Consider the following 17,069-nt stretch of genomic DNA (forward strand, 5'->3'; position numbering starts at 1 on the left):
AGCGCATAGTGTAAGAGGGAACGCGGCGACTGGCTTAACTATTCACATGAATTAAACTAATCAAAAACCGCGATTTAACTAATATTGCGATGATTGTCTCAAGTAGTGTTTTGTAGATGTAAAGATAAGTATAGTCAGGGTTTCACACCAATTTGCAGCGCCAGCTCACGAATTATGCCTGCGGTCATTCCCCATACAAAATACTGTTCGTACCAGGACAGCCATACCCGATGTGAATCGCCACGGCGGTAGATATCTAAAGGATGATAACGACCCAGATGTAATGCCTGGGCGAGCGGCATTTCAAAGACGGCGGAGACTTCATCTTCACTGGCGCGATACGGCAGATCGGGCGGGATAATACCGACCACTGGGGTTACCTGATAGCCAGTGACGCTATCGACGGGCGGCAGCACGCCGATAACCTCAACGGCGGAAGGCGGTATAGCGACCTCTTCTTCAGCTTCGCGCAGCGCAGCGGCGATAACTGATGCGTCCGTGTCATCGACTGCGCCTCCAGGGAATGCCACTTGTCCAGCGTGTTTACGCAGATGAATCGAACGCTGAGTCAGCAACAACCCCGGTTGCGGTCGACGGACGATGGGGATTAACACGGCAGCCTGACGATGATTTAGGGTTTCCCGGTTAATTTGCGGGCGCAAAAGTTGAAAGCGCGATAAAAAATCATCAAGCGTCAGGCTACGGTATTCCACGTCTTACTTCTCCAGTTGGCGTAATATCTTATTAACTTTATCAAAAGTTTCCTGATATTCCGCTTCTTCCTGGCTATCGGCGACAATTCCACCGCCCGCAGAGCAGTAAATTTGTCCGTTAATGGCAGTCAGCGTGCGGATAGTAATGCTGGTGTCCATGTTGCCGCAAAAGCTCAAATAGCCAATGCTGCCGCACCAGGCATTGCGTCGGTGCGGTTCCAGTTCGTCGATAATTTCCATAGCCCGTACTTTCGGTGCCCCGGTTATTGAGCCACCAGGAAAAGCCGCGCGCAACAGATCGCTGGCGTGTAACTGTTCTGGTAGTTGCGCCGTTATGGTGCTGACCAGATGATGCACGGCAGGGAAGGGTTCCACCACGAAGAGCTCTGGTACTTTTACCGAACCTGCTACGGCAACACGACCGATATCATTACGCATTAAATCGACAATCATCAGATTTTCGGCACGATCTTTCGCTGAGTTCGCCAGTTTCTCTGCTTGTTTGCTATCTTCCTGAGGATCGGGCAGGCGTGGTAGCGTGCCTTTAATCGGGCGGGTCTGGATTTCACTATTATCACAAAGGATAAACCGCTCTGGTGAAAGGCTTAAAATCGCGCCCTGCTCAAGGCGTAAAAAAGCGCTAAACGGCGCGCGGTTGGCCTGATTAAGCTGAAGGAATGCCTGCCATTCATCGCCAGAATAGGTCGCATGAAAACGCTGGGCGAGATTCACCTGATAGCAATCACCGCTGTGCAGATATTCCTGTACCTGGCGAAATTTTTCGCCGTACTGCTCGCGGGTCATATTGGATTGCCAGTCGGAAGTGAGCGTGAAATCTTCCTGCGGCGAGAATTGCTGGCTTTCCAGCCAGGCCCGACGGGCATTGACATCATTATGACTCAGCAAAGAAACTGTTTGACGCTGGTGGTCGACAACCAGCGCCCAGTCGTAGATACCCACTGCCATATCCGGCAGAACGATATCTTGCTGCGCAATTTCTGGCAGTGACTCAAAACGGCGGCCCAGATCGTAGCCAAACAACCCCAGCGCGCCGCCCTGAAATGGCAAATCTTCGTTATGCGCTGGGCGAATGTCTGCGCGATCCAGCACCTGCTGGAGCACCTGTAGCGGGTCATCAGTGGTCGTTGTGCGTTTTTCGCTTTCACTAACAACGGTTTCTTTACCGAAAGTGGTTAAAGTGCAAATCGGCTCGGCGACCACAATATCAAAGCGGCTATATGGATGATCGGCATAGCCGGAGTGTAAAAGCATCGCCCACGGCAGGTGGCTTAAGCGTGAGAAATAAAATTCAGCGGCGTCCTGACGCCAGGGTAAAGTAATCACAGCGGGAGATAACGTCTTCATCAGTCCTGACTCTACTGGCTATGTGCCGGGTAGCATGAAATAATTAGCGCCAACAATTTAGCAGGAGTTAACAATGTTTGCAGGTTTACCTTCACTCACCCATGAACAGCAGCAAAAAGCTGTCGAGCGGATCCAGGAACTGATGGCTCAAGGGATGAGCAGCGGCCAGGCAATCGCGCTGGTGGCAGAAGAGCTGCGTGCCAACCATTCCGGCGAGCGAATCGTGGCGCGTTTTGAGGATGAAGACGAGTAACACACTTATCCGTATCGCTTTCGTTATAGAAGCCGATGGTTATTTGATTGTGAGAAAAAGGACGCTTTTCATATGTGATTAAAAGCGTCCTGACCCATTTATGCTGATGTAAATTTAACTTAGACCAGTGCTTTTAGTTCTTCCTGCATATATGTTGAAAAGTATTCAGGATTTTTAATCACAATGCGTTCACCAGACTCCATTTTTTTTGCCCATCCAACCATTTTTTCCGTGAACCCCGGGTTCCAGCCTTCCAGGTCAGCTCGCGTCGTAATATCAGCGGCACTCGCGGGTACTCCCAGTTCTTTTAAATATTTAAAGATTCCCTTCGCCGTACTTTCATTCATCGAACTTGGTGTTGGTGCTGATACATCCATGGCACCAATGAAATCCAGGGCTTTATCTATTACAGCAGGCATATTCTTATCCTTAAAATTAACCATGTTATCGATAAGGCTATATATGACCTTAATTTGCATCTAATATCAAAGGGATTATAACGATATGGCACGAGTTAACCTGTTGACATTCAGGTGTTTTAAAGGTAGCAGCTCATGGTGTGTTATCCAGTAAGAGGGAGAAAATTAACGGTCAGTTCTCACGCTATAACCAAATTGTTCAGCTAAGAAAGAAAACCAGAGACGCTAATCGAAGGGCGAACACAACGGCATTGTTATGTTTATTTATATAGTTAGTTTTATAGCTAAAATTGAAATTATAAAAATAAATAATGAATTAGCAGGAGCATCAACAGTAATATCTTAATCTCTGGTCGATTTATGTAAAACCGACCAGTATTATCGATAAATTATCGTCTGACTTATTTTGCTTCGATAAAGCTTACACCGCAGCCACAATCTTAATTTCAACTTTATACTTCGGGTTCATCAAACCCGCTTGTACCGTGCAGCGCACCGGCGCATGACCCGCGACAACCCAGGCATCCCACGCTTTATTCATCGCCGCGAAGTCGTTTTTATCAGCCAGGAAAATGGTGGCATCCAGAATGCTCGATTTATTGCTGCCCTGTTTTTCCAGCACGGCGTCAATCTGCGCCAGCGTGTTGGCGGTTTGGTCAAAAGCATCGGCGTCGAGGTTTTCCGGTACACCAGTGTAGTAGAGCGTGTTGTTGTGGATCACCACATCAGACCAGCGGGCTTCAGCATCGATACGAACGATAGTCATCATTTTGTCCTCATTATCCTTCCATTTTCGTGCTGCAAAGACTGCCACAATGTGAGGTCGCCGTCACCACTTCAACTGGCGAAAGCGCCCTCATCCTGACATAATCCCTGTTCAAATCAACAGGGGGTAGTGTGACGGACGATTTTGCACCAGACGGTCAGTTGGCGAAAGCGATACCAGGCTTTAAGCCGCGAGAACCACAGCGACAGATGGCGGTAGCCGTCACCCAGGCGATAGAAAAAGGCCAGCCGCTGGTGGTGGAAGCCGGAACCGGTACGGGCAAAACCTACGCTTACCTGGCCCCTGCGCTGCGGGCGAAAAAGAAAGTCATTATCTCGACCGGTTCAAAAGCGTTGCAGGATCAGCTCTACAGCCGCGATTTGCCAACGGTTTCAAAGGCGTTGAAATATACGGGCAACGTGGCGTTGCTGAAAGGGCGCTCAAACTACCTCTGCCTCGAACGTCTCGAACAACAGGCGCTAGCGGGCGGCGATCTGCCGGTACAAATATTAAGCGATGTGATCCTGCTGCGCTCCTGGTCTAATCAAACAGTCGATGGTGATATCAGCACCTGCGTCAGCGTGGCGGAAGATTCACAGGCGTGGCCGCTGGTCACCAGCACCAACGATAACTGCCTTGGCAGCGACTGCCCGATGTATAAAGATTGCTTTGTAGTCAAAGCACGCAAAAAAGCGATGGACGCCGATGTGGTGGTGGTAAACCATCATCTCTTTCTGGCGGATATGGTGGTGAAAGAGAGTGGATTTGGCGAACTGATCCCGGAAGCTGACGTCATGATCTTCGACGAAGCCCACCAGCTGCCCGACATTGCCAGCCAGTATTTTGGTCAGTCACTCTCCAGTCGACAACTGCTCGACCTGGCAAAAGACATCACCATCGCCTACCGCACCGAATTAAAAGACACCCAGCAGTTACAAAAGTGCGCTGACCGTCTTGCCCAGAGTGCGCAGGATTTTCGCCTGCAACTCGGTGAGCCAGGTTATCGCGGTAACCTGCGTGAGCTGTTAGCTAATCCGCAAATTCAGCGGGCATTTTTACTGCTCGATGACACTCTGGAACTTTGTTATGACGTGGCGAAACTGTCGCTGGGGCGTTCCGCCTTGCTGGATGCGGCATTTGAACGCGCCACGTTATATCGCACACGGCTGAAACGGCTAAAAGAGATCAATCAGCCGGGCTACAGCTACTGGTACGAATGCACTTCGCGCCATTTTACTCTGGCTCTCACGCCGCTCAGCGTGGCGGATAAATTCAAAGAGTTAATGGCGCAAAAACCCGGTAGCTGGATCTTTACCTCAGCAACGCTGTCGGTGAACGACGATCTGCATCATTTCACCTCGCGGCTTGGCATTGAACTGGCAGAGTCGTTGCTGTTACCCAGCCCCTTTGATTACAGCCGCCAGGCGTTACTCTGTGTGCCGCGCAACCTGCCGCAAACTAATCAACCGGGTTCCGCACGGCAACTGGCGGCAATGCTGCGACCGATCATCGAAGCTAACAACGGTCGTTGTTTTATGCTTTGTACCTCGCACGCCATGATGCGCGATCTGGCCGAGCAGTTCCGCGCTACCATGACGCTTCCCGTTTTGTTGCAGGGGGAAACCAGCAAAGGGCAACTGTTGCAGCAATTTGTCAGCGCCGGTAACGCGCTTCTTGTGGCAACCAGCAGTTTCTGGGAAGGGGTGGACGTGCGTGGCGATACATTGTCATTGGTGATTATCGACAAATTGCCGTTTACCTCGCCGGATGATCCACTATTAAAAGCACGCATGGAAGATTGCCGTTTGCGCGGTGGTGATCCGTTCGATGAAGTACAACTGCCGGATGCGGTCATTACTCTCAAGCAGGGGGTAGGGCGATTGATTCGCGACGCCGACGATCGCGGCGTGTTAGTGATTTGCGACAATCGGCTGGTGATGCGCCCTTACGGCGCGACGTTTCTCGCCAGTCTGCCGCCAGCGCCGCGCACCCGTGACATTGCCCGTGCGGTTCGTTTCCTTGCGATACCATCCTCCAGGTAATTTGTTACGGAGTATGGTATGATGCGCGCCTTTTTATTGATCTAAGCACGAAGACCCATGCGAATTCTGGCTATCGATACCGCGACAGAGGCCTGCTCTGTCGCCCTGTGGAACGACGGTACTGTCAACGCTCATTTTGAGCTTTGCCCTCGTGAACATACTCAACGAATCTTACCGATGGTGCAGGATATCCTGACCACCAGCGGAACTTCCCTGACTGACATAAACGCTCTGGCTTACGGGCGCGGCCCCGGTAGCTTCACCGGCGTGCGCATTGGTATTGGCATTGCGCAAGGACTGGCACTTGGCGCGGAGTTACCAATGATTGGCGTCTCCACGCTAATGACGATGGCGCAAGGGGCGTGGCGCAAAAACGGCGCAACCCGCGTGCTGGCAGCTATTGACGCGCGAATGGGCGAAGTTTACTGGGCCGAATATCAGCGTGATGAAAACGGTATCTGGCACGGTGAAGAAACCGAAGCCGTACTCAAACCCGAACTCGTTCATGAACGAATGCAACAGCTTTCCGGCGAATGGGTGACAGTAGGGACGGGCTGGCAAGCCTGGCCGGATCTCGGTAAAGAGAGCGGGCTGGTTTTGCGCGATGGCGAAGAGTTACTGCCCGCTGCAGAAGATATGCTGCCGATTGCGTGCCAGATGTTTGCCGAGGGTAAAACGGTGGCGGTGGAACATGCTGAACCAGTTTATTTACGTAACAACGTCGCATGGAAGAAACTTCCGGGCAAAGAATGAATCTTAAGAGTATGCCCTGAGAAAAAAAGGAGTCGCATCATGGCGGTTCAAAAGAATGTTATCAAAGGCATACTGGCAGGTACGTTTGCGCTAATGCTGAGCGGTTGTGTCACTGTGCCGGACGCCATTAAAGGCAGCAGTCCCACGCCGCAACAAGATTTAGTTCGGGTGATGAGTGCGCCGCAGCTGTACGTTGGTCAGGAGGCACGCTTTGGCGGCAAAGTGGTTGCGGTACAAAACCAGCAAGGGAAAACCCGCCTGGAAATTGCCACCGTACCACTGGACAGCGGAGCCAGACCGACGCTGGGAGAACCTTCTCGCGGTCGCATTTATGCCGATGTGAACGGTTTTCTGGACCCGGTGGATTTCCGCGGACAACTGGTGACGGTAGTCGGGCCAATCACCGGTGCGGTTGACGGCAAAATCGGTAATACGCCCTATAAATTTATGGTGATGCAAGTAACGGGTTACAAACGTTGGCATTTAACCCAGCAGGTGATTATGCCGCCTCAGCCGATTGATCCATGGTTTTATGGCGGTCGTGGCTGGCCCTATGGCTACGGCGGATGGGGCTGGTATAATCCCGGCCCCGCGAGAGTACAAACAGTTGTAACTGAATAATTGCTTGTTTTTAAAGAAAAAGAAACAGCGGCCGGTCCGCTGTTTCTGCATTCTTACGGTAAAGATAAAAATAAATAGTGACGCGCTTCGCAACCTTTTCGTTGGGTAATTATCAAGCTGGTATGATGAGTTAATATTATGTTAACGATATGTTTATTGCTTGGGGTTGCGATGACGACGAACACGCATTTTAGAGGTGAAGAATTGAAGAAGGTTTGGCTTAACCGTTATCCCGCGGACGTTCCGACGGAGATCAACCCTGACCGTTATCAATCTCTGGTAGATATGTTTGAGCAGTCGGTCGCGCGCTACGCCGATCAACCCGCGTTTGTGAATATGGGGGAGGTGATGACCTTCCGCAAACTGGAAGAACGCAGTCGCGCGTTTGCCGCTTATTTGCAACAAGGGTTGGGGCTGAAGAAAGGCGATCGCGTTGCGTTGATGATGCCTAACTTATTGCAATATCCGGTGGCGCTGTTTGGCATTTTGCGTGCCGGGATGATCGTCGTAAACGTTAACCCGTTGTATACCCCGCGTGAGCTTGAGCATCAGCTTAACGATAGCGGCGCATCGGCGATTGTTATCGTGTCTAACTTTGCCCACACTCTGGAAAAAGTGGTTGATAAAACCGCCGTTCAGCACGTTATTCTGACCCGTATGGGCGATCAGCTATCTACGGCAAAAGGCACGGTAGTCAATTTCGTTGTTAAATACATCAAGCGTCTGGTGCCGAAATACCATCTGCCAGATGCCATTTCATTTCGTAGCGCCCTGCACAACGGCTACCGGATGCAGTATGTCAAACCAGAACTGGTGCCGGAAGATTTAGCTTTCCTGCAATACACCGGCGGCACCACTGGTGTGGCGAAAGGCGCGATGCTGACTCACCGCAATATGCTGGCGAACCTGGAACAGGTTAACGCGACCTATGGTCCGCTGTTGCATCCGGGCAAAGAGCTGGTGGTGACGGCGCTGCCGCTGTATCACATTTTTGCCCTGACCATTAACTGCCTGCTGTTTATCGAACTGGGTGGGCAGAACCTGCTTATCACTAACCCGCGCGATATTCCAGGGTTGGTAAAAGAGTTAGCGAAATATCCGTTTACCGCTATCACTGGCGTTAACACCTTGTTCAATGCGTTGCTGAACAATAAAGAGTTCCAGCAGCTGGATTTCTCCAGTCTGCATCTTTCCGCAGGCGGAGGGATGCCTGTTCAGCAAGTGGTGGCAGAACGTTGGGTGAAACTGACTGGACAGTATCTGCTGGAAGGTTATGGCCTGACCGAGTGTGCGCCGCTGGTCAGCGTTAACCCGTATGATATTGATTATCATAGTGGTAGCATCGGTTTACCGGTGCCGTCGACGGAAGCCAAACTGGTGGATGATGATGATAATGAAGTACCACCGGGTCAACCAGGTGAGCTTTGTGTCAAAGGACCGCAGGTGATGCTGGGTTACTGGCAGCGTCCGGATGCTACCGATGAAATCATCAAAAATGGCTGGTTACACACCGGCGACATCGCGGTGATGGATGAAGAAGGATTCCTGCGCATTGTCGATCGCAAAAAAGACATGATTCTGGTTTCCGGTTTTAACGTCTATCCCAACGAGATTGAAGATGTCGTCATGCAGCATCCTGGCGTACAGGAAGTCGCGGCTGTTGGCGTACCTTCTGGCTCCAGTGGTGAAGCGGTGAAAATCTTCGTAGTGAAAAAAGATCCATCGCTTACCGAAGAGTCACTGGTGACTTTTTGCCGCCGTCAGCTCACGGGCTACAAAGTACCGAAGCTGGTGGAGTTTCGTGATGAGTTACCGAAATCTAACGTCGGAAAAATTTTGCGACGAGAATTACGTGACGAAGCGCGCGGCAAAGTGGACAATAAAGCCTGAGCGTTAAGTCAGTCGTCAGACGCCGGTTAATCCGGCGTTTTTTTTGACGCCCACTAAAGAGAATACAATTTGAATTACCAAATGATTACCACGGACGATGCGCTGGCTTCTTTGTGTGAAGCCGTCCGTGCCTTTCCGGCGATAGCCCTGGATACTGAATTTGTTCGTACGCGCACTTATTACCCGCAGCTGGGTTTAATTCAACTTTTTGATGGTGAGCATCTGGCGCTAATTGATCCTCTCGGGATCACCGACTGGTCACCGCTGAAAGCGATCCTGCGCGATCCGTCCATCACAAAATTTCTTCATGCAGGCAGTGAAGATCTGGAAGTGTTCCTCAATGTCTTTGGCGAATTACCACAACCCTTGATTGACACGCAAATCCTTGCTGCCTTCTGCGGACGCCCGATGTCATGGGGTTTCGCTTCCATGGTGGAAGAGTATTCCGGCGTTACGCTGGACAAGAGTGAATCGCGCACCGACTGGCTGGCCAGACCGCTGACCGAACGTCAGTGTGAATACGCAGCGGCGGATGTCTGGTATCTGTTACCGATCACCGCAAAGCTTATGGTAGAAACGGAGGCCTCCGGCTGGCTACCTGCGGCGCTGGATGAATGCCGCCTGATGCAAATGCGTCGTCAGGAAGTCGTTGCGCCGGAAGACGCCTGGCGTGATATCACCAATGCCTGGCAATTACGCACACGCCAACTGGCCTGTCTGCAACTGTTAGCCGACTGGCGATTGCGCAAGGCGCGAGAGCGCGATCTGGCGGTGAACTTTGTCGTGCGTGAAGAGCATTTGTGGTCGGTAGCGCGTTATATGCCGGGAAGTCTGGGCGAACTGGACAGCCTGGGCTTATCCGGTAGCGAAATCCGCTTCCACGGTAAAACGTTGCTGGCGCTGGTGGAAAAAGCGCAGGCATTGCCGGAAGAGGCCTTACCGCAGCCGATGCTTAACCTGATGGACATGCCGGGTTATCGTAAAGCGTTTAAAGCGATTAAGTCGCTGATTACTGACGTCAGCGAAACGCACAAGATCAGCGCCGAATTGCTGGCATCGCGTCGGCAAATCAACCAACTGCTGAACTGGCACTGGAAACTGAAACCGCAGAACAATTTGCCGGAGCTGATTTCCGGCTGGCGTGGTGAGCTGATGGCGGAAGCATTACACAATTTATTGCAGGAATATCCACAGTAAAATCTTCCGAAGCCGGACTGGGCGCGCTCAGTCCGGCTTCGGCAAACTACAAATCCAACAGCAGGCGGTTCAAATGAACTTATTTGAGCTTAACGCAAAATGCGCTCGACACCACGACGAGTAAATACCGATTCCTGAATGACGACTTCATTCTCTGTTCCTTCATTTACTCTACCGCCTGGCGAGGAATATTCGCCTTCGGTGTTTTTCCGGACCACGTAAAAATCGATGTCGCCAGGCTGTTTCCCGCCAGTGGTCATTTAGTACAAGTGCTACCGGAATATTACCAGCCAGCGAATGTCTGGGCCGTTTATGTTTCAAAGCTGTCGACGTCAGCGAAAGTGCGGATAACGGTAGAATTTTTACGCCAGTATTTTGCCGAGCACTACCCGAATTTTTCACTGGAGCAGGCCTGATTAATGATTCAATTATCGGGTTGATATCGGGTTAAAACCTGATTTTCTCCTTTCTAAGCCGCTACAGATTGGTTAGCATATTCACCTTTAATCGCGCATGATCGAAAGATAATTAAAGAGGTTAATGTGTTCGCTGAATACGGGGTTCTGAATTACTGGACCTATCTGGTTGGGGCCATTTTTATTGTGTTGGTGCCAGGGCCAAATACCCTGTTTGTACTCAAAAATAGCGTCAGTAGCGGTATGAAAGGCGGTTATCTTGCGGCCTGTGGTGTATTTATTGGCGATGCGGTATTGATGTTTCTGGCATGGGCTGGAGTGGCGACATTAATTAAGACCACCCCGATATTATTCAACATCGTACGTTATCTTGGTGCGTTTTATTTGCTCTATCTGGGGAGTAAAATTCTCTACGCGACCCTGAAAGGTAAAAATAGCGAGACCAAATCCGATGAGCCCCAATACGGTGCCATTTTTAAACGCGCGTTAATTTTGAGCCTGACTAATCCGAAAGCCATTTTGTTCTATGTGTCGTTTTTCGTACAGTTTATCGATGTTAATGCCCCACATACGGGAATTTCATTCTTTATTCTGGCGACGACGCTGGAACTGGTGAGTTTCTGCTATTTGAGCTTCCTGATTATTTCTGGGGCTTTTGTCACGCAGTACATACGTACCAAAAAGAAACTGGCTAAAGTGGGCAACTCACTGATTGGTTTGATGTTCGTGGGTTTCGCCGCCCGACTGGCGACGCTGCAATCCTGATGCTTTCAGCCCGCGTTGCCGCGGGCTTCCCACCTGTAATCCTCCCTGATTCTTCTCTGATCCGGTGCTAAAAAGTAACCAATAAATGGTATTTAAAATGCAAATTATCAGGCGTACCCTGAAACGGCTGGAATAAACCGTTTTCAGCGCATTCACCGAAGGAGGGAAAAGGATGCTGCAAATCCCACAGAATTATATTCATACGCGCTCAACGCCTTTCTGGAATAAACAAACTGCGCCTGCCGGAATATTCGAACGTCATCTTGATAAAGGAACGCGCCCGGGGGTTTACCCACGCCTTTCCGTTATGCATGGGGCGGTCAAATATCTCGGCTACGCTGATGAACACAGTGCAGAGCCTGATCAGGTGATCCTTATCGAAGCGGGGCAGTTTGCGGTGTTCCCTCCAGAAAAGTGGCACAACATTGAAGCCATGACTGACGATACTTATTTCAACATTGACTTCTTCGTTGCTCCTGAAGTCCTGATGGAAGGCGCGCAACAACGGAAAGTCATTCATAACGGGAAATGAATCATGGGCAAAGCAACGTATACCGTGACCGTCACCAATAACAGCAATGGCGTTTCTGTCGATTATGAAACAGAGACGCCGATGACTTTGCTGGTGCCAGAAGTGGCGGCTGAAGTGATAAAAGATCTGGTGAATACCGTGCGTTCTTATGACACGGAAAACGAACATGATGTTTGTGGTTGGTAATTATCACTGATCGTTGATGGCGCAATTTCTGCGCCATCGCAAAAAATTCCTCCGTGATGCTCGTCACAAATCTTACCCTCCCGATGTTGTGCTATGCTTTTTATCAGCGACTAACCCGCTAATGCAAAACAGATAAGTGAGGAAACAATGGGCATTCTGTCATGGATTATTTTTGGGCTTATTGCCGGTATTCTGGCGAAGTGGATCATGCCAGGTAAAGATGGTGGTGGATTCTTTATGACTATCCTGCTGGGGATAGTCGGTGCCGTAGTCGGCGGATGGATCAGCACGCTGTTTGGCTTTGGTAAAGTCGATGGCTTCAATTTTGGCAGCTTCGTGGTTGCCGTTATTGGTGCGATTGTTGTGCTATTTATCTACAGGAAGATTAAAAGTTAACGCGTAAATTGCACAAAGGCTGCACACAGGCAGCCTTTGCTATTTTTTAGATGTGACGTTACCACCATCCCAGCTCAGTGCCGAGTACGACAATAATCGCCACACCCATCATAATAATCGTTGTTTTTTTCATCTTTATGCTCCCGGGGCAGCATAGCCGCCAATAAAAAACCATGCTAAAAATACGACCGCTGTAATAAAGATTACAACCGGAAAAATAATACCGATTCGCATGTTATCACCAATCAAAAGGATGTGAATACGCCTCAGGAATGTAGCGCTGAATGCGTGACAAAAGGTGTTTTCTGTTTATGTTTTTTCTCCTGATACATCGCGATATCGGCAGCATGCAGGGCACTGTCTGCATCGGTCGTTTCAGGATCGACTTCTACTATGCCAAGACTGGCACCAGGATAATACAAATCAACATCACCTAAGTGATATTCTCCGCGTATTTGTTGTTGAATACGTTCTCGCAGCGACGAAATATCCGCATTCTCGTTGTTCAGTGAAACAACCAAAAACTCATCACCGCCGAGACGACCAATAACTTCGCCATTTTGCTGGAGCGTATTAAGGCGCTCGCCAACCTGAATGAGAAACAGATCGCCACTATTATGACCAAAACGATCATTGATTAATTTGAAGTTATCCAGATCGATAAACGCGATCATTATCTTATGGTTAAGATGCCGGGCGAGAGAAAACAGCGTCGTCAGATTTTCAAAAATCGCCCGCCGATTCGGTAGCCCAGTTAACGAGTCGGTATACGATTGCGCAATCAGCGCAGCATTAGCTTCGCGCAGCTGTTCAACCAGTGCCTCTTTTTGAATATATTGTGCAATCAGTCCGGCGAACAACTGTAAGACCTGTTCCGCGCGTTCACTCCACTGGCGCTTCTCACTGCTGGCGGCGCAAAGCGTGCCATAGAATGATCCATCCGGTAAGTGAATTGGCGTGCTCAGAAATGTGGTGATGCCAAGATTGCGTGCCGCAACACAGTCGCCCCAACGGTCGGGGACTTCATCGCTGAAAAAACAGTTTTCATCAATGGCGCGTTTGCATAACGAGTAATCCCACGAGACGGTAAAATTCTCCGGGATGTGCATTTTCTGGCTATTACGGGCAAACATTATATGCTGCAGGCGCGCTTCGACATCCACTTTGGTCAGGTAGGTTGACTCCATATCAGTGACCATTTCCAGCATCTCCAGAAGCTGTCGAACCAGACTTTCCAGTGACTGTTCTTTGGCAAGGGATTGCGAGACGCGGGCGATAATCTGATCTGACACGAAACAACTCCAGGATACGGCGGGTAAATGCTGATTATTTAATCTTTGCAGGCATGATAAAACATCATCAACAAAGATGAAACAAGGCGTAATATGTTTTGAGTGAATGTAATAAAAATAGTGCTGCAAAACAAAACGATACCGCGATACTCTAAGCTTGGATAAATATGTGAGATCAATAAATGAAAATTATCAGTTTTGTTCTGCCTTGCTTGCTGGTCCTGGCTGGTTGTTCAACCCCTTCTCAGCCAGAAGCACCTAAACCGCCGCAGATTGGTATGGCAAATCCGGCGTCGGTCTATTGCCAGCAGAAGGGCGGGACGCTCATTCCTGTGCAGACAGCGCAAGGGGTCAGCAACAATTGCAAATTACCGGGCGGTGAAACGATTGATGAATGGGCATTGTGGCGACGGGACCATCCGGCTGGTGAAAAATAACCGCCGGATGCTGTACTAAAATCACAAGCTACGTAGCCAGTCTGCCAGCACCAGCGCATGGTTCTGCGTGGTGTTTTTTGCTGAGTAGAGCAGGGTCAGCGGCTGTTTTTTGGCGATGTCTGCCAGCCGCTTTCCTTCTTGCTCGTGTTGCGCCAGTTCTGCAAGATATTGCTCGCGAAAGGTTGCAAAATCGACGACTTCGCCGTGAAAGGCTTTGCGCAGCTCCGTTGACGGCGTGATTTCTTTATCCCATTCATCAAGGGCTAAATCGGTTTTTTTAATACCGCGTGGCCAGAGGCGGTCGACCAGTACGCGATAACCATCGCTCTGTTCAGCCGGATCATAAACGCGTTTGCACTGAATATTCATCGTATTTGTTCTCCCTTTCACGCATGATTTGTCACGTCACTATAGCACCGGATATTAGCGAATTTCTTTGTCTCTCCCGGCGCAAAGTCCGAAAATCGCCATCAGTAGTGAAAGTATTGCAACACCCAGCAGTGGTACGGACCAGTCACCGTTAGCATCGTGTATTTTACCCATCAGCGGCGGCCCACAGGCTGCCAGCAAATACCCGACGGATTGTGCCATCCCCGAGAGTGCCGCCGCCTGATGCGCAGAACTTGCCCGCAGACCAATGAACGTCAACCCCAGTATCATTGTTGCGCCGGAACCAAAACCGAAAAGCAGAGTCCAGGTGATCGCGTGTGCTGGCATAAAGCAGAGCCCAGCCGCGCCCACTGCGCACATCAAGGCAACGAACGCTGCAATACCACGCTGATCTTTCACATGATGTAAGAAAAGTGGGATCAGCAAACCGGGAGCTGCTGTGGCTAGTTGCAGCAAACCATGCAGTGAACCCGCCTGTGCTTCGCTATAGCCGTGACTGATGAGAATCGCCGGAAGCCAGCCAATAATCACGTAATAGACCAGTGAGTTGATCCCAAGAAACAATGTTACCTGCCAGGCAAGCGGCGAACGCCAGATACCCCGAGTATGTAAGGCGCGTGAGGTACTCAAATTTGCATGTTGTTGACTTCGCCACTGTGGCAGCCATAAAAAAAGAGCCAGCAGAGGAAAACACATCAGCATGAGCAACGCGCCTTGCCAGCCAAAACCGTTCAAAGCCAGCGGCGCTACCATCGCCGATCCCAGTGCCGCCGCAGCTCCCATTGTCAGGGAATATGCGCCGGTAAGTCTGGCGACGGAATGAGGGAAATCGCGTTTAATTAATCCTGGCAGTAAGACATTGCCTAATGCAATCCCACCGCCAATGACCGCTGTACCGCCAAATAATAAGTAAGGCGAAGGGAGAGAGCGAATTGCGATACCTGCACAGATCAAAAGTAACGCGGCAAACAGGCTACGTTCCATACCAAAACGTCGCGCCACCGGGGCGGCCAGCGGTGAGATTAGCGCAAAGGCTAATAATGGCAGGGTGGTCAATAAGCCGGTTTGCGCCGTCGTTAGCGAGTAAGCGGAACGAATCGTATCCAGTAACGGTGCTGCGCCGGTAAAGGTGACGCGTAATGTTGTGGCAATCATCAGAATGCCAGCGATAAGGACAATCCTGTTTTTGCCGCTTAATGAAGTTGAACAGGTCATATGCTTCTCATTGTTACAAACGAGGCTGTACCTTACCGTTTTTATTGTTATGTTGAATCAAGCTAAAATGACAAAATATCGCTAAATTCGGACAAAATGATGCACAGGTTGAATCTCAATGGCTATGAACCCGACCGACACCATGAAGCCGCGGTCGCATTTTGTATTCACGCCGGAACGGATGAGTTAACCAGTCCTGTACATCAGCACCGCAAAGGGCAGTTGATACTGGCGCTACATGGTGCAATTACCTGTACGGTGGAAAATGCTTTGTGGATGGTGCCGCCACAATATGCGGTTTGGATACCGGGCGGGGTGAAACATAGCAATCAAGTGACAGCTAACGCTGAACTCTGTTTTCTGTTTATCGAGCCCAGCGCAGTGACAATGCCGACAACATGTTGCACATTGAAAATATCGCCCTTATGCCGGGAATTAATTTTAACCCTGGCAAACAGGACGACGACTCAGCGTGCTGAGCCGATGACCCGCAGATTAATTCAGGTCCTGTTTGATGAACTCCCTCAGCAGCCACAACAACAGCTGCACCTGCCCGTTTCTTCTCATCTTAAAATCCGCACGATGGTGGAGATGATGGCGAAAGAGCCCGTCGAGTGGGGCTCATTGGGGCAATGGGCTGGCTTTTTTGCGATGAGTGAACGCAATCTTGCCCGGCTGATAGTGAAAGAGACGGGGTTGAGTTTTCGCCAGTGGCGTCAGCAGTTACAGCTGATTATGGCGCTTCAGGGATTAGTGAAAGGCGATACTGTACAGAAAGTTGCTCATACGCTGGGGTATGATTCAACAACGGCCTTTATTACTATGTTTAAGAAAGGCCTGGGGCAAACGCCAGGCCGATATATTGCGGGATTAACTACTGTTTCCCCACAATCAGCGAAACCAGACCCGCGGCAATAAGCGGGCCAACCGGTACGCCGCGAAACAGCGCCACGCCTAAAACAGTGCCCACCAGCAGCCCGGCGACCAGTTGCGGCTGGCTGCCCATTAACGTCACGCCGCGCCCCCCCAGCCAGGAGACAATAACGCCGACTGCAATTGCCACCAGCGATTTCCAGTTCAGAAACGAGTGAATCAGGGTTGAGGGCGGTAGCGTCCCGCTGGCGATGGGAGCCATAACGCCAATCGTCAGAATGATTATCCCGATACTTAGCCCCTGTTTTTCAATCCACGGGAAAAAGGTGCTTAACGGTGTGACGCGGACAATGATCAACACCAGAATTGAAACGGCGACAGTGGTGTTATGACTGATAAAGCCCAGCGCAGCTAACCCGAGCAGGATCAGCAAAGTGACATCAAACATCGTGGTTTCCTTGCCAAAAAATAATAAGCCTGCTTACTTTACGCTTGCTGCAGGCAGGAAGTAGAAAATCTTTACGTTTTCTGCATAAAAAATCAGGCGA

The 17,069-nt window shown here is 50.2% G+C and carries 22 protein-coding genes and 2 pseudogenes; 13 read left to right on the forward strand and 11 right to left on the reverse strand.

Going from position 1 to position 17,069, the window contains the following annotated elements; translation table 11 throughout:
- Positions 1-134: 134 nt before the first annotated feature.
- Both nudL and pabB read right to left on the reverse strand, forming a co-directional pair.
- Positions 135-713 carry a CoA pyrophosphatase gene (gene nudL, locus EAS44_RS11675; RefSeq protein ID WP_000456725.1) on the reverse strand — a complete coding sequence of 193 codons (579 nt, stop codon included), beginning with the start codon at positions 711-713 and terminating at the stop codon, positions 135-137.
- A gap of 3 nt (positions 714-716) precedes the next feature.
- The gene (gene pabB, locus EAS44_RS11680) at positions 717-2,078 is read right to left on the reverse strand and encodes an aminodeoxychorismate synthase component 1 (protein WP_000855011.1); all 1,362 of its coding nucleotides are present in this window, start codon (positions 2,076-2,078) and stop codon (positions 717-719) included.
- A gap of 73 nt (positions 2,079-2,151) precedes the next feature.
- Between pabB and yoaH the strand changes: the two genes are divergently transcribed.
- The gene (gene yoaH / locus EAS44_RS11685) at positions 2,152-2,331 is read left to right on the forward strand and encodes a YoaH family protein (RefSeq protein ID WP_000457334.1); all 180 of its coding nucleotides are present in this window, start codon (positions 2,152-2,154) and stop codon (positions 2,329-2,331) included.
- Positions 2,332-2,450: 119 nt separating this feature from the next.
- Here the strand turns inward: yoaH and yoaC are convergent, their stop codons facing one another.
- Entirely contained in the window at positions 2,451-2,750 is a 300-nt protein-coding gene (gene yoaC / locus EAS44_RS11690; RefSeq protein ID WP_001111997.1) for a DUF1889 family protein, read from the reverse strand.
- Positions 2,751-3,171: 421 nt separating this feature from the next.
- Positions 3,172-3,516, reverse strand: a complete 345-nt coding sequence (gene yoaB, locus EAS44_RS11695; protein ID WP_001351125.1) for a RidA family protein — start codon at positions 3,514-3,516, stop codon at positions 3,172-3,174.
- A gap of 131 nt (positions 3,517-3,647) precedes the next feature.
- Here yoaB and yoaA point away from each other — a divergent pair, with 131 nt between their 5' ends.
- The 5 genes from yoaA to rnd all read left to right on the forward strand — a co-directional run bounded on the left by yoaA (position 3,648) and on the right by rnd (position 10,019).
- Complete coding sequence (gene yoaA / locus EAS44_RS11700) at positions 3,648-5,558, forward strand: ATP-dependent DNA helicase (protein WP_000128839.1); 1,911 nt, start codon at positions 3,648-3,650, stop codon at positions 5,556-5,558.
- A gap of 57 nt (positions 5,559-5,615) precedes the next feature.
- Positions 5,616-6,311: a tRNA (adenosine(37)-N6)-threonylcarbamoyltransferase complex dimerization subunit type 1 TsaB gene (gene tsaB, locus EAS44_RS11705; RefSeq protein WP_001220977.1), complete on the forward strand. Its 696-nt coding sequence runs from the start codon at positions 5,616-5,618 to the stop codon at positions 6,309-6,311.
- Between the two features lie 39 nt (positions 6,312-6,350).
- A complete protein-coding gene (gene yeaY, locus EAS44_RS11710; protein ID WP_000290576.1) occupies positions 6,351-6,932 on the forward strand; it encodes a Slp family lipoprotein YeaY in 582 nt (193 codons plus the stop codon).
- Positions 6,933-7,136: 204 nt separating this feature from the next.
- Complete coding sequence (gene fadD / locus EAS44_RS11715) at positions 7,137-8,822, forward strand: long-chain-fatty-acid--CoA ligase FadD (protein WP_000758422.1); 1,686 nt, start codon at positions 7,137-7,139, stop codon at positions 8,820-8,822.
- A gap of 81 nt (positions 8,823-8,903) precedes the next feature.
- The gene (gene rnd, locus EAS44_RS11720; protein WP_001296131.1) at positions 8,904-10,019 is read left to right on the forward strand and encodes a ribonuclease D; all 1,116 of its coding nucleotides are present in this window, start codon (positions 8,904-8,906) and stop codon (positions 10,017-10,019) included.
- Between the two features lie 92 nt (positions 10,020-10,111).
- On the opposite strand, the pseudogene EAS44_RS25555 reads toward rnd, so the two are convergent.
- Positions 10,112-10,267: pseudogene (locus EAS44_RS25555) on the reverse strand (tartrate dehydrogenase); the annotation flags it as partial.
- Between EAS44_RS25555 and EAS44_RS25560 the strand changes: the two are divergent.
- The 5 genes and pseudogenes from EAS44_RS25560 to yeaQ all read left to right on the forward strand — a co-directional run.
- Positions 10,268-10,435 (forward strand): annotated as a pseudogene (locus EAS44_RS25560) (LysR family transcriptional regulator); the annotation flags it as partial.
- 126 nt (positions 10,436-10,561) lie between these two features.
- Positions 10,562-11,200, forward strand: a complete 639-nt coding sequence (gene leuE / locus EAS44_RS11735; RefSeq protein WP_000457211.1) for a leucine efflux protein LeuE — start codon at positions 10,562-10,564, stop codon at positions 11,198-11,200.
- 172 nt (positions 11,201-11,372) lie between these two features.
- Positions 11,373-11,732 (forward strand): DUF1971 domain-containing protein YeaR, encoded by a 360-nt coding sequence (gene yeaR / locus EAS44_RS11740; protein ID WP_000939317.1) that lies wholly within the window; start codon positions 11,373-11,375, stop codon positions 11,730-11,732.
- A 3-nt stretch (positions 11,733-11,735) separates the two neighbouring features.
- Entirely contained in the window at positions 11,736-11,918 is a 183-nt protein-coding gene (yoaG, locus tag EAS44_RS11745; RefSeq protein ID WP_000513737.1) for a DUF1869 domain-containing protein, read from the forward strand.
- Positions 11,919-12,065: 147 nt separating this feature from the next.
- Positions 12,066-12,314: a GlsB/YeaQ/YmgE family stress response membrane protein gene (yeaQ, locus tag EAS44_RS11750; protein WP_000512153.1), complete on the forward strand. Its 249-nt coding sequence runs from the start codon at positions 12,066-12,068 to the stop codon at positions 12,312-12,314.
- A gap of 58 nt (positions 12,315-12,372) precedes the next feature.
- Here yeaQ and yoaJ read toward each other — a convergent pair whose 3' ends face one another.
- From yoaJ to dgcP, 3 genes are read right to left on the reverse strand one after another with little or no spacing between them, the layout of a single operon-like run.
- Positions 12,373-12,447 (reverse strand): protein YoaJ, encoded by a 75-nt coding sequence (yoaJ, locus tag EAS44_RS11755; protein WP_001386836.1) that lies wholly within the window; start codon positions 12,445-12,447, stop codon positions 12,373-12,375.
- A 2-nt stretch (positions 12,448-12,449) separates the two neighbouring features.
- A complete protein-coding gene (yoaK, locus tag EAS44_RS11760; protein ID WP_001219350.1) occupies positions 12,450-12,548 on the reverse strand; it encodes a YoaK family small membrane protein in 99 nt (32 codons plus the stop codon).
- Between the two features lie 32 nt (positions 12,549-12,580).
- Positions 12,581-13,606: a diguanylate cyclase DgcP gene (dgcP, locus tag EAS44_RS11765; protein WP_001283458.1), complete on the reverse strand. Its 1,026-nt coding sequence runs from the start codon at positions 13,604-13,606 to the stop codon at positions 12,581-12,583.
- Between the two features lie 182 nt (positions 13,607-13,788).
- On the opposite strand from dgcP, the gene yoaF reads away from it, so the two are divergent.
- Complete coding sequence (yoaF, locus tag EAS44_RS11770; protein WP_000691930.1) at positions 13,789-14,043, forward strand: DUF333 domain-containing lipoprotein YoaF; 255 nt, start codon at positions 13,789-13,791, stop codon at positions 14,041-14,043.
- Between the two features lie 21 nt (positions 14,044-14,064).
- On the opposite strand, the gene yeaO is transcribed toward yoaF, so the two are convergent.
- Positions 14,065-14,412: a DUF488 domain-containing protein gene (gene yeaO, locus EAS44_RS11775; protein ID WP_001025381.1), complete on the reverse strand. Its 348-nt coding sequence runs from the start codon at positions 14,410-14,412 to the stop codon at positions 14,065-14,067.
- 54 nt (positions 14,413-14,466) lie between these two features.
- Positions 14,467-15,648, reverse strand: coding sequence for a 2-nitroimidazole transporter (gene nimT, locus EAS44_RS11780; protein WP_000128467.1), 1,182 nt, complete (start codon positions 15,646-15,648; stop codon positions 14,467-14,469).
- Positions 15,649-15,744: 96 nt separating this feature from the next.
- Here nimT and nimR point away from each other — a divergent pair, with 96 nt between their 5' ends.
- Positions 15,745-16,566, forward strand: a complete 822-nt coding sequence (gene nimR, locus EAS44_RS11785) for a DNA-binding transcriptional regulator NimR (protein WP_000972262.1) — start codon at positions 15,745-15,747, stop codon at positions 16,564-16,566.
- Here nimR and yeaL read toward each other — a convergent pair.
- Entirely contained in the window at positions 16,523-16,969 is a 447-nt protein-coding gene (gene yeaL / locus EAS44_RS11790) for a DUF441 domain-containing protein (RefSeq protein ID WP_000460707.1), read from the reverse strand. The genes nimR and yeaL overlap by 44 nt on opposite strands.
- Positions 16,970-17,069: the final 100 nt, after the last annotated feature.

Origin of the sequence: Escherichia coli DSM 30083 = JCM 1649 = ATCC 11775 (genome assembly GCF_003697165.2) — a bacterium.
Classification (GTDB): Bacteria; Pseudomonadota; Gammaproteobacteria; order Enterobacterales; family Enterobacteriaceae; genus Escherichia; species Escherichia coli.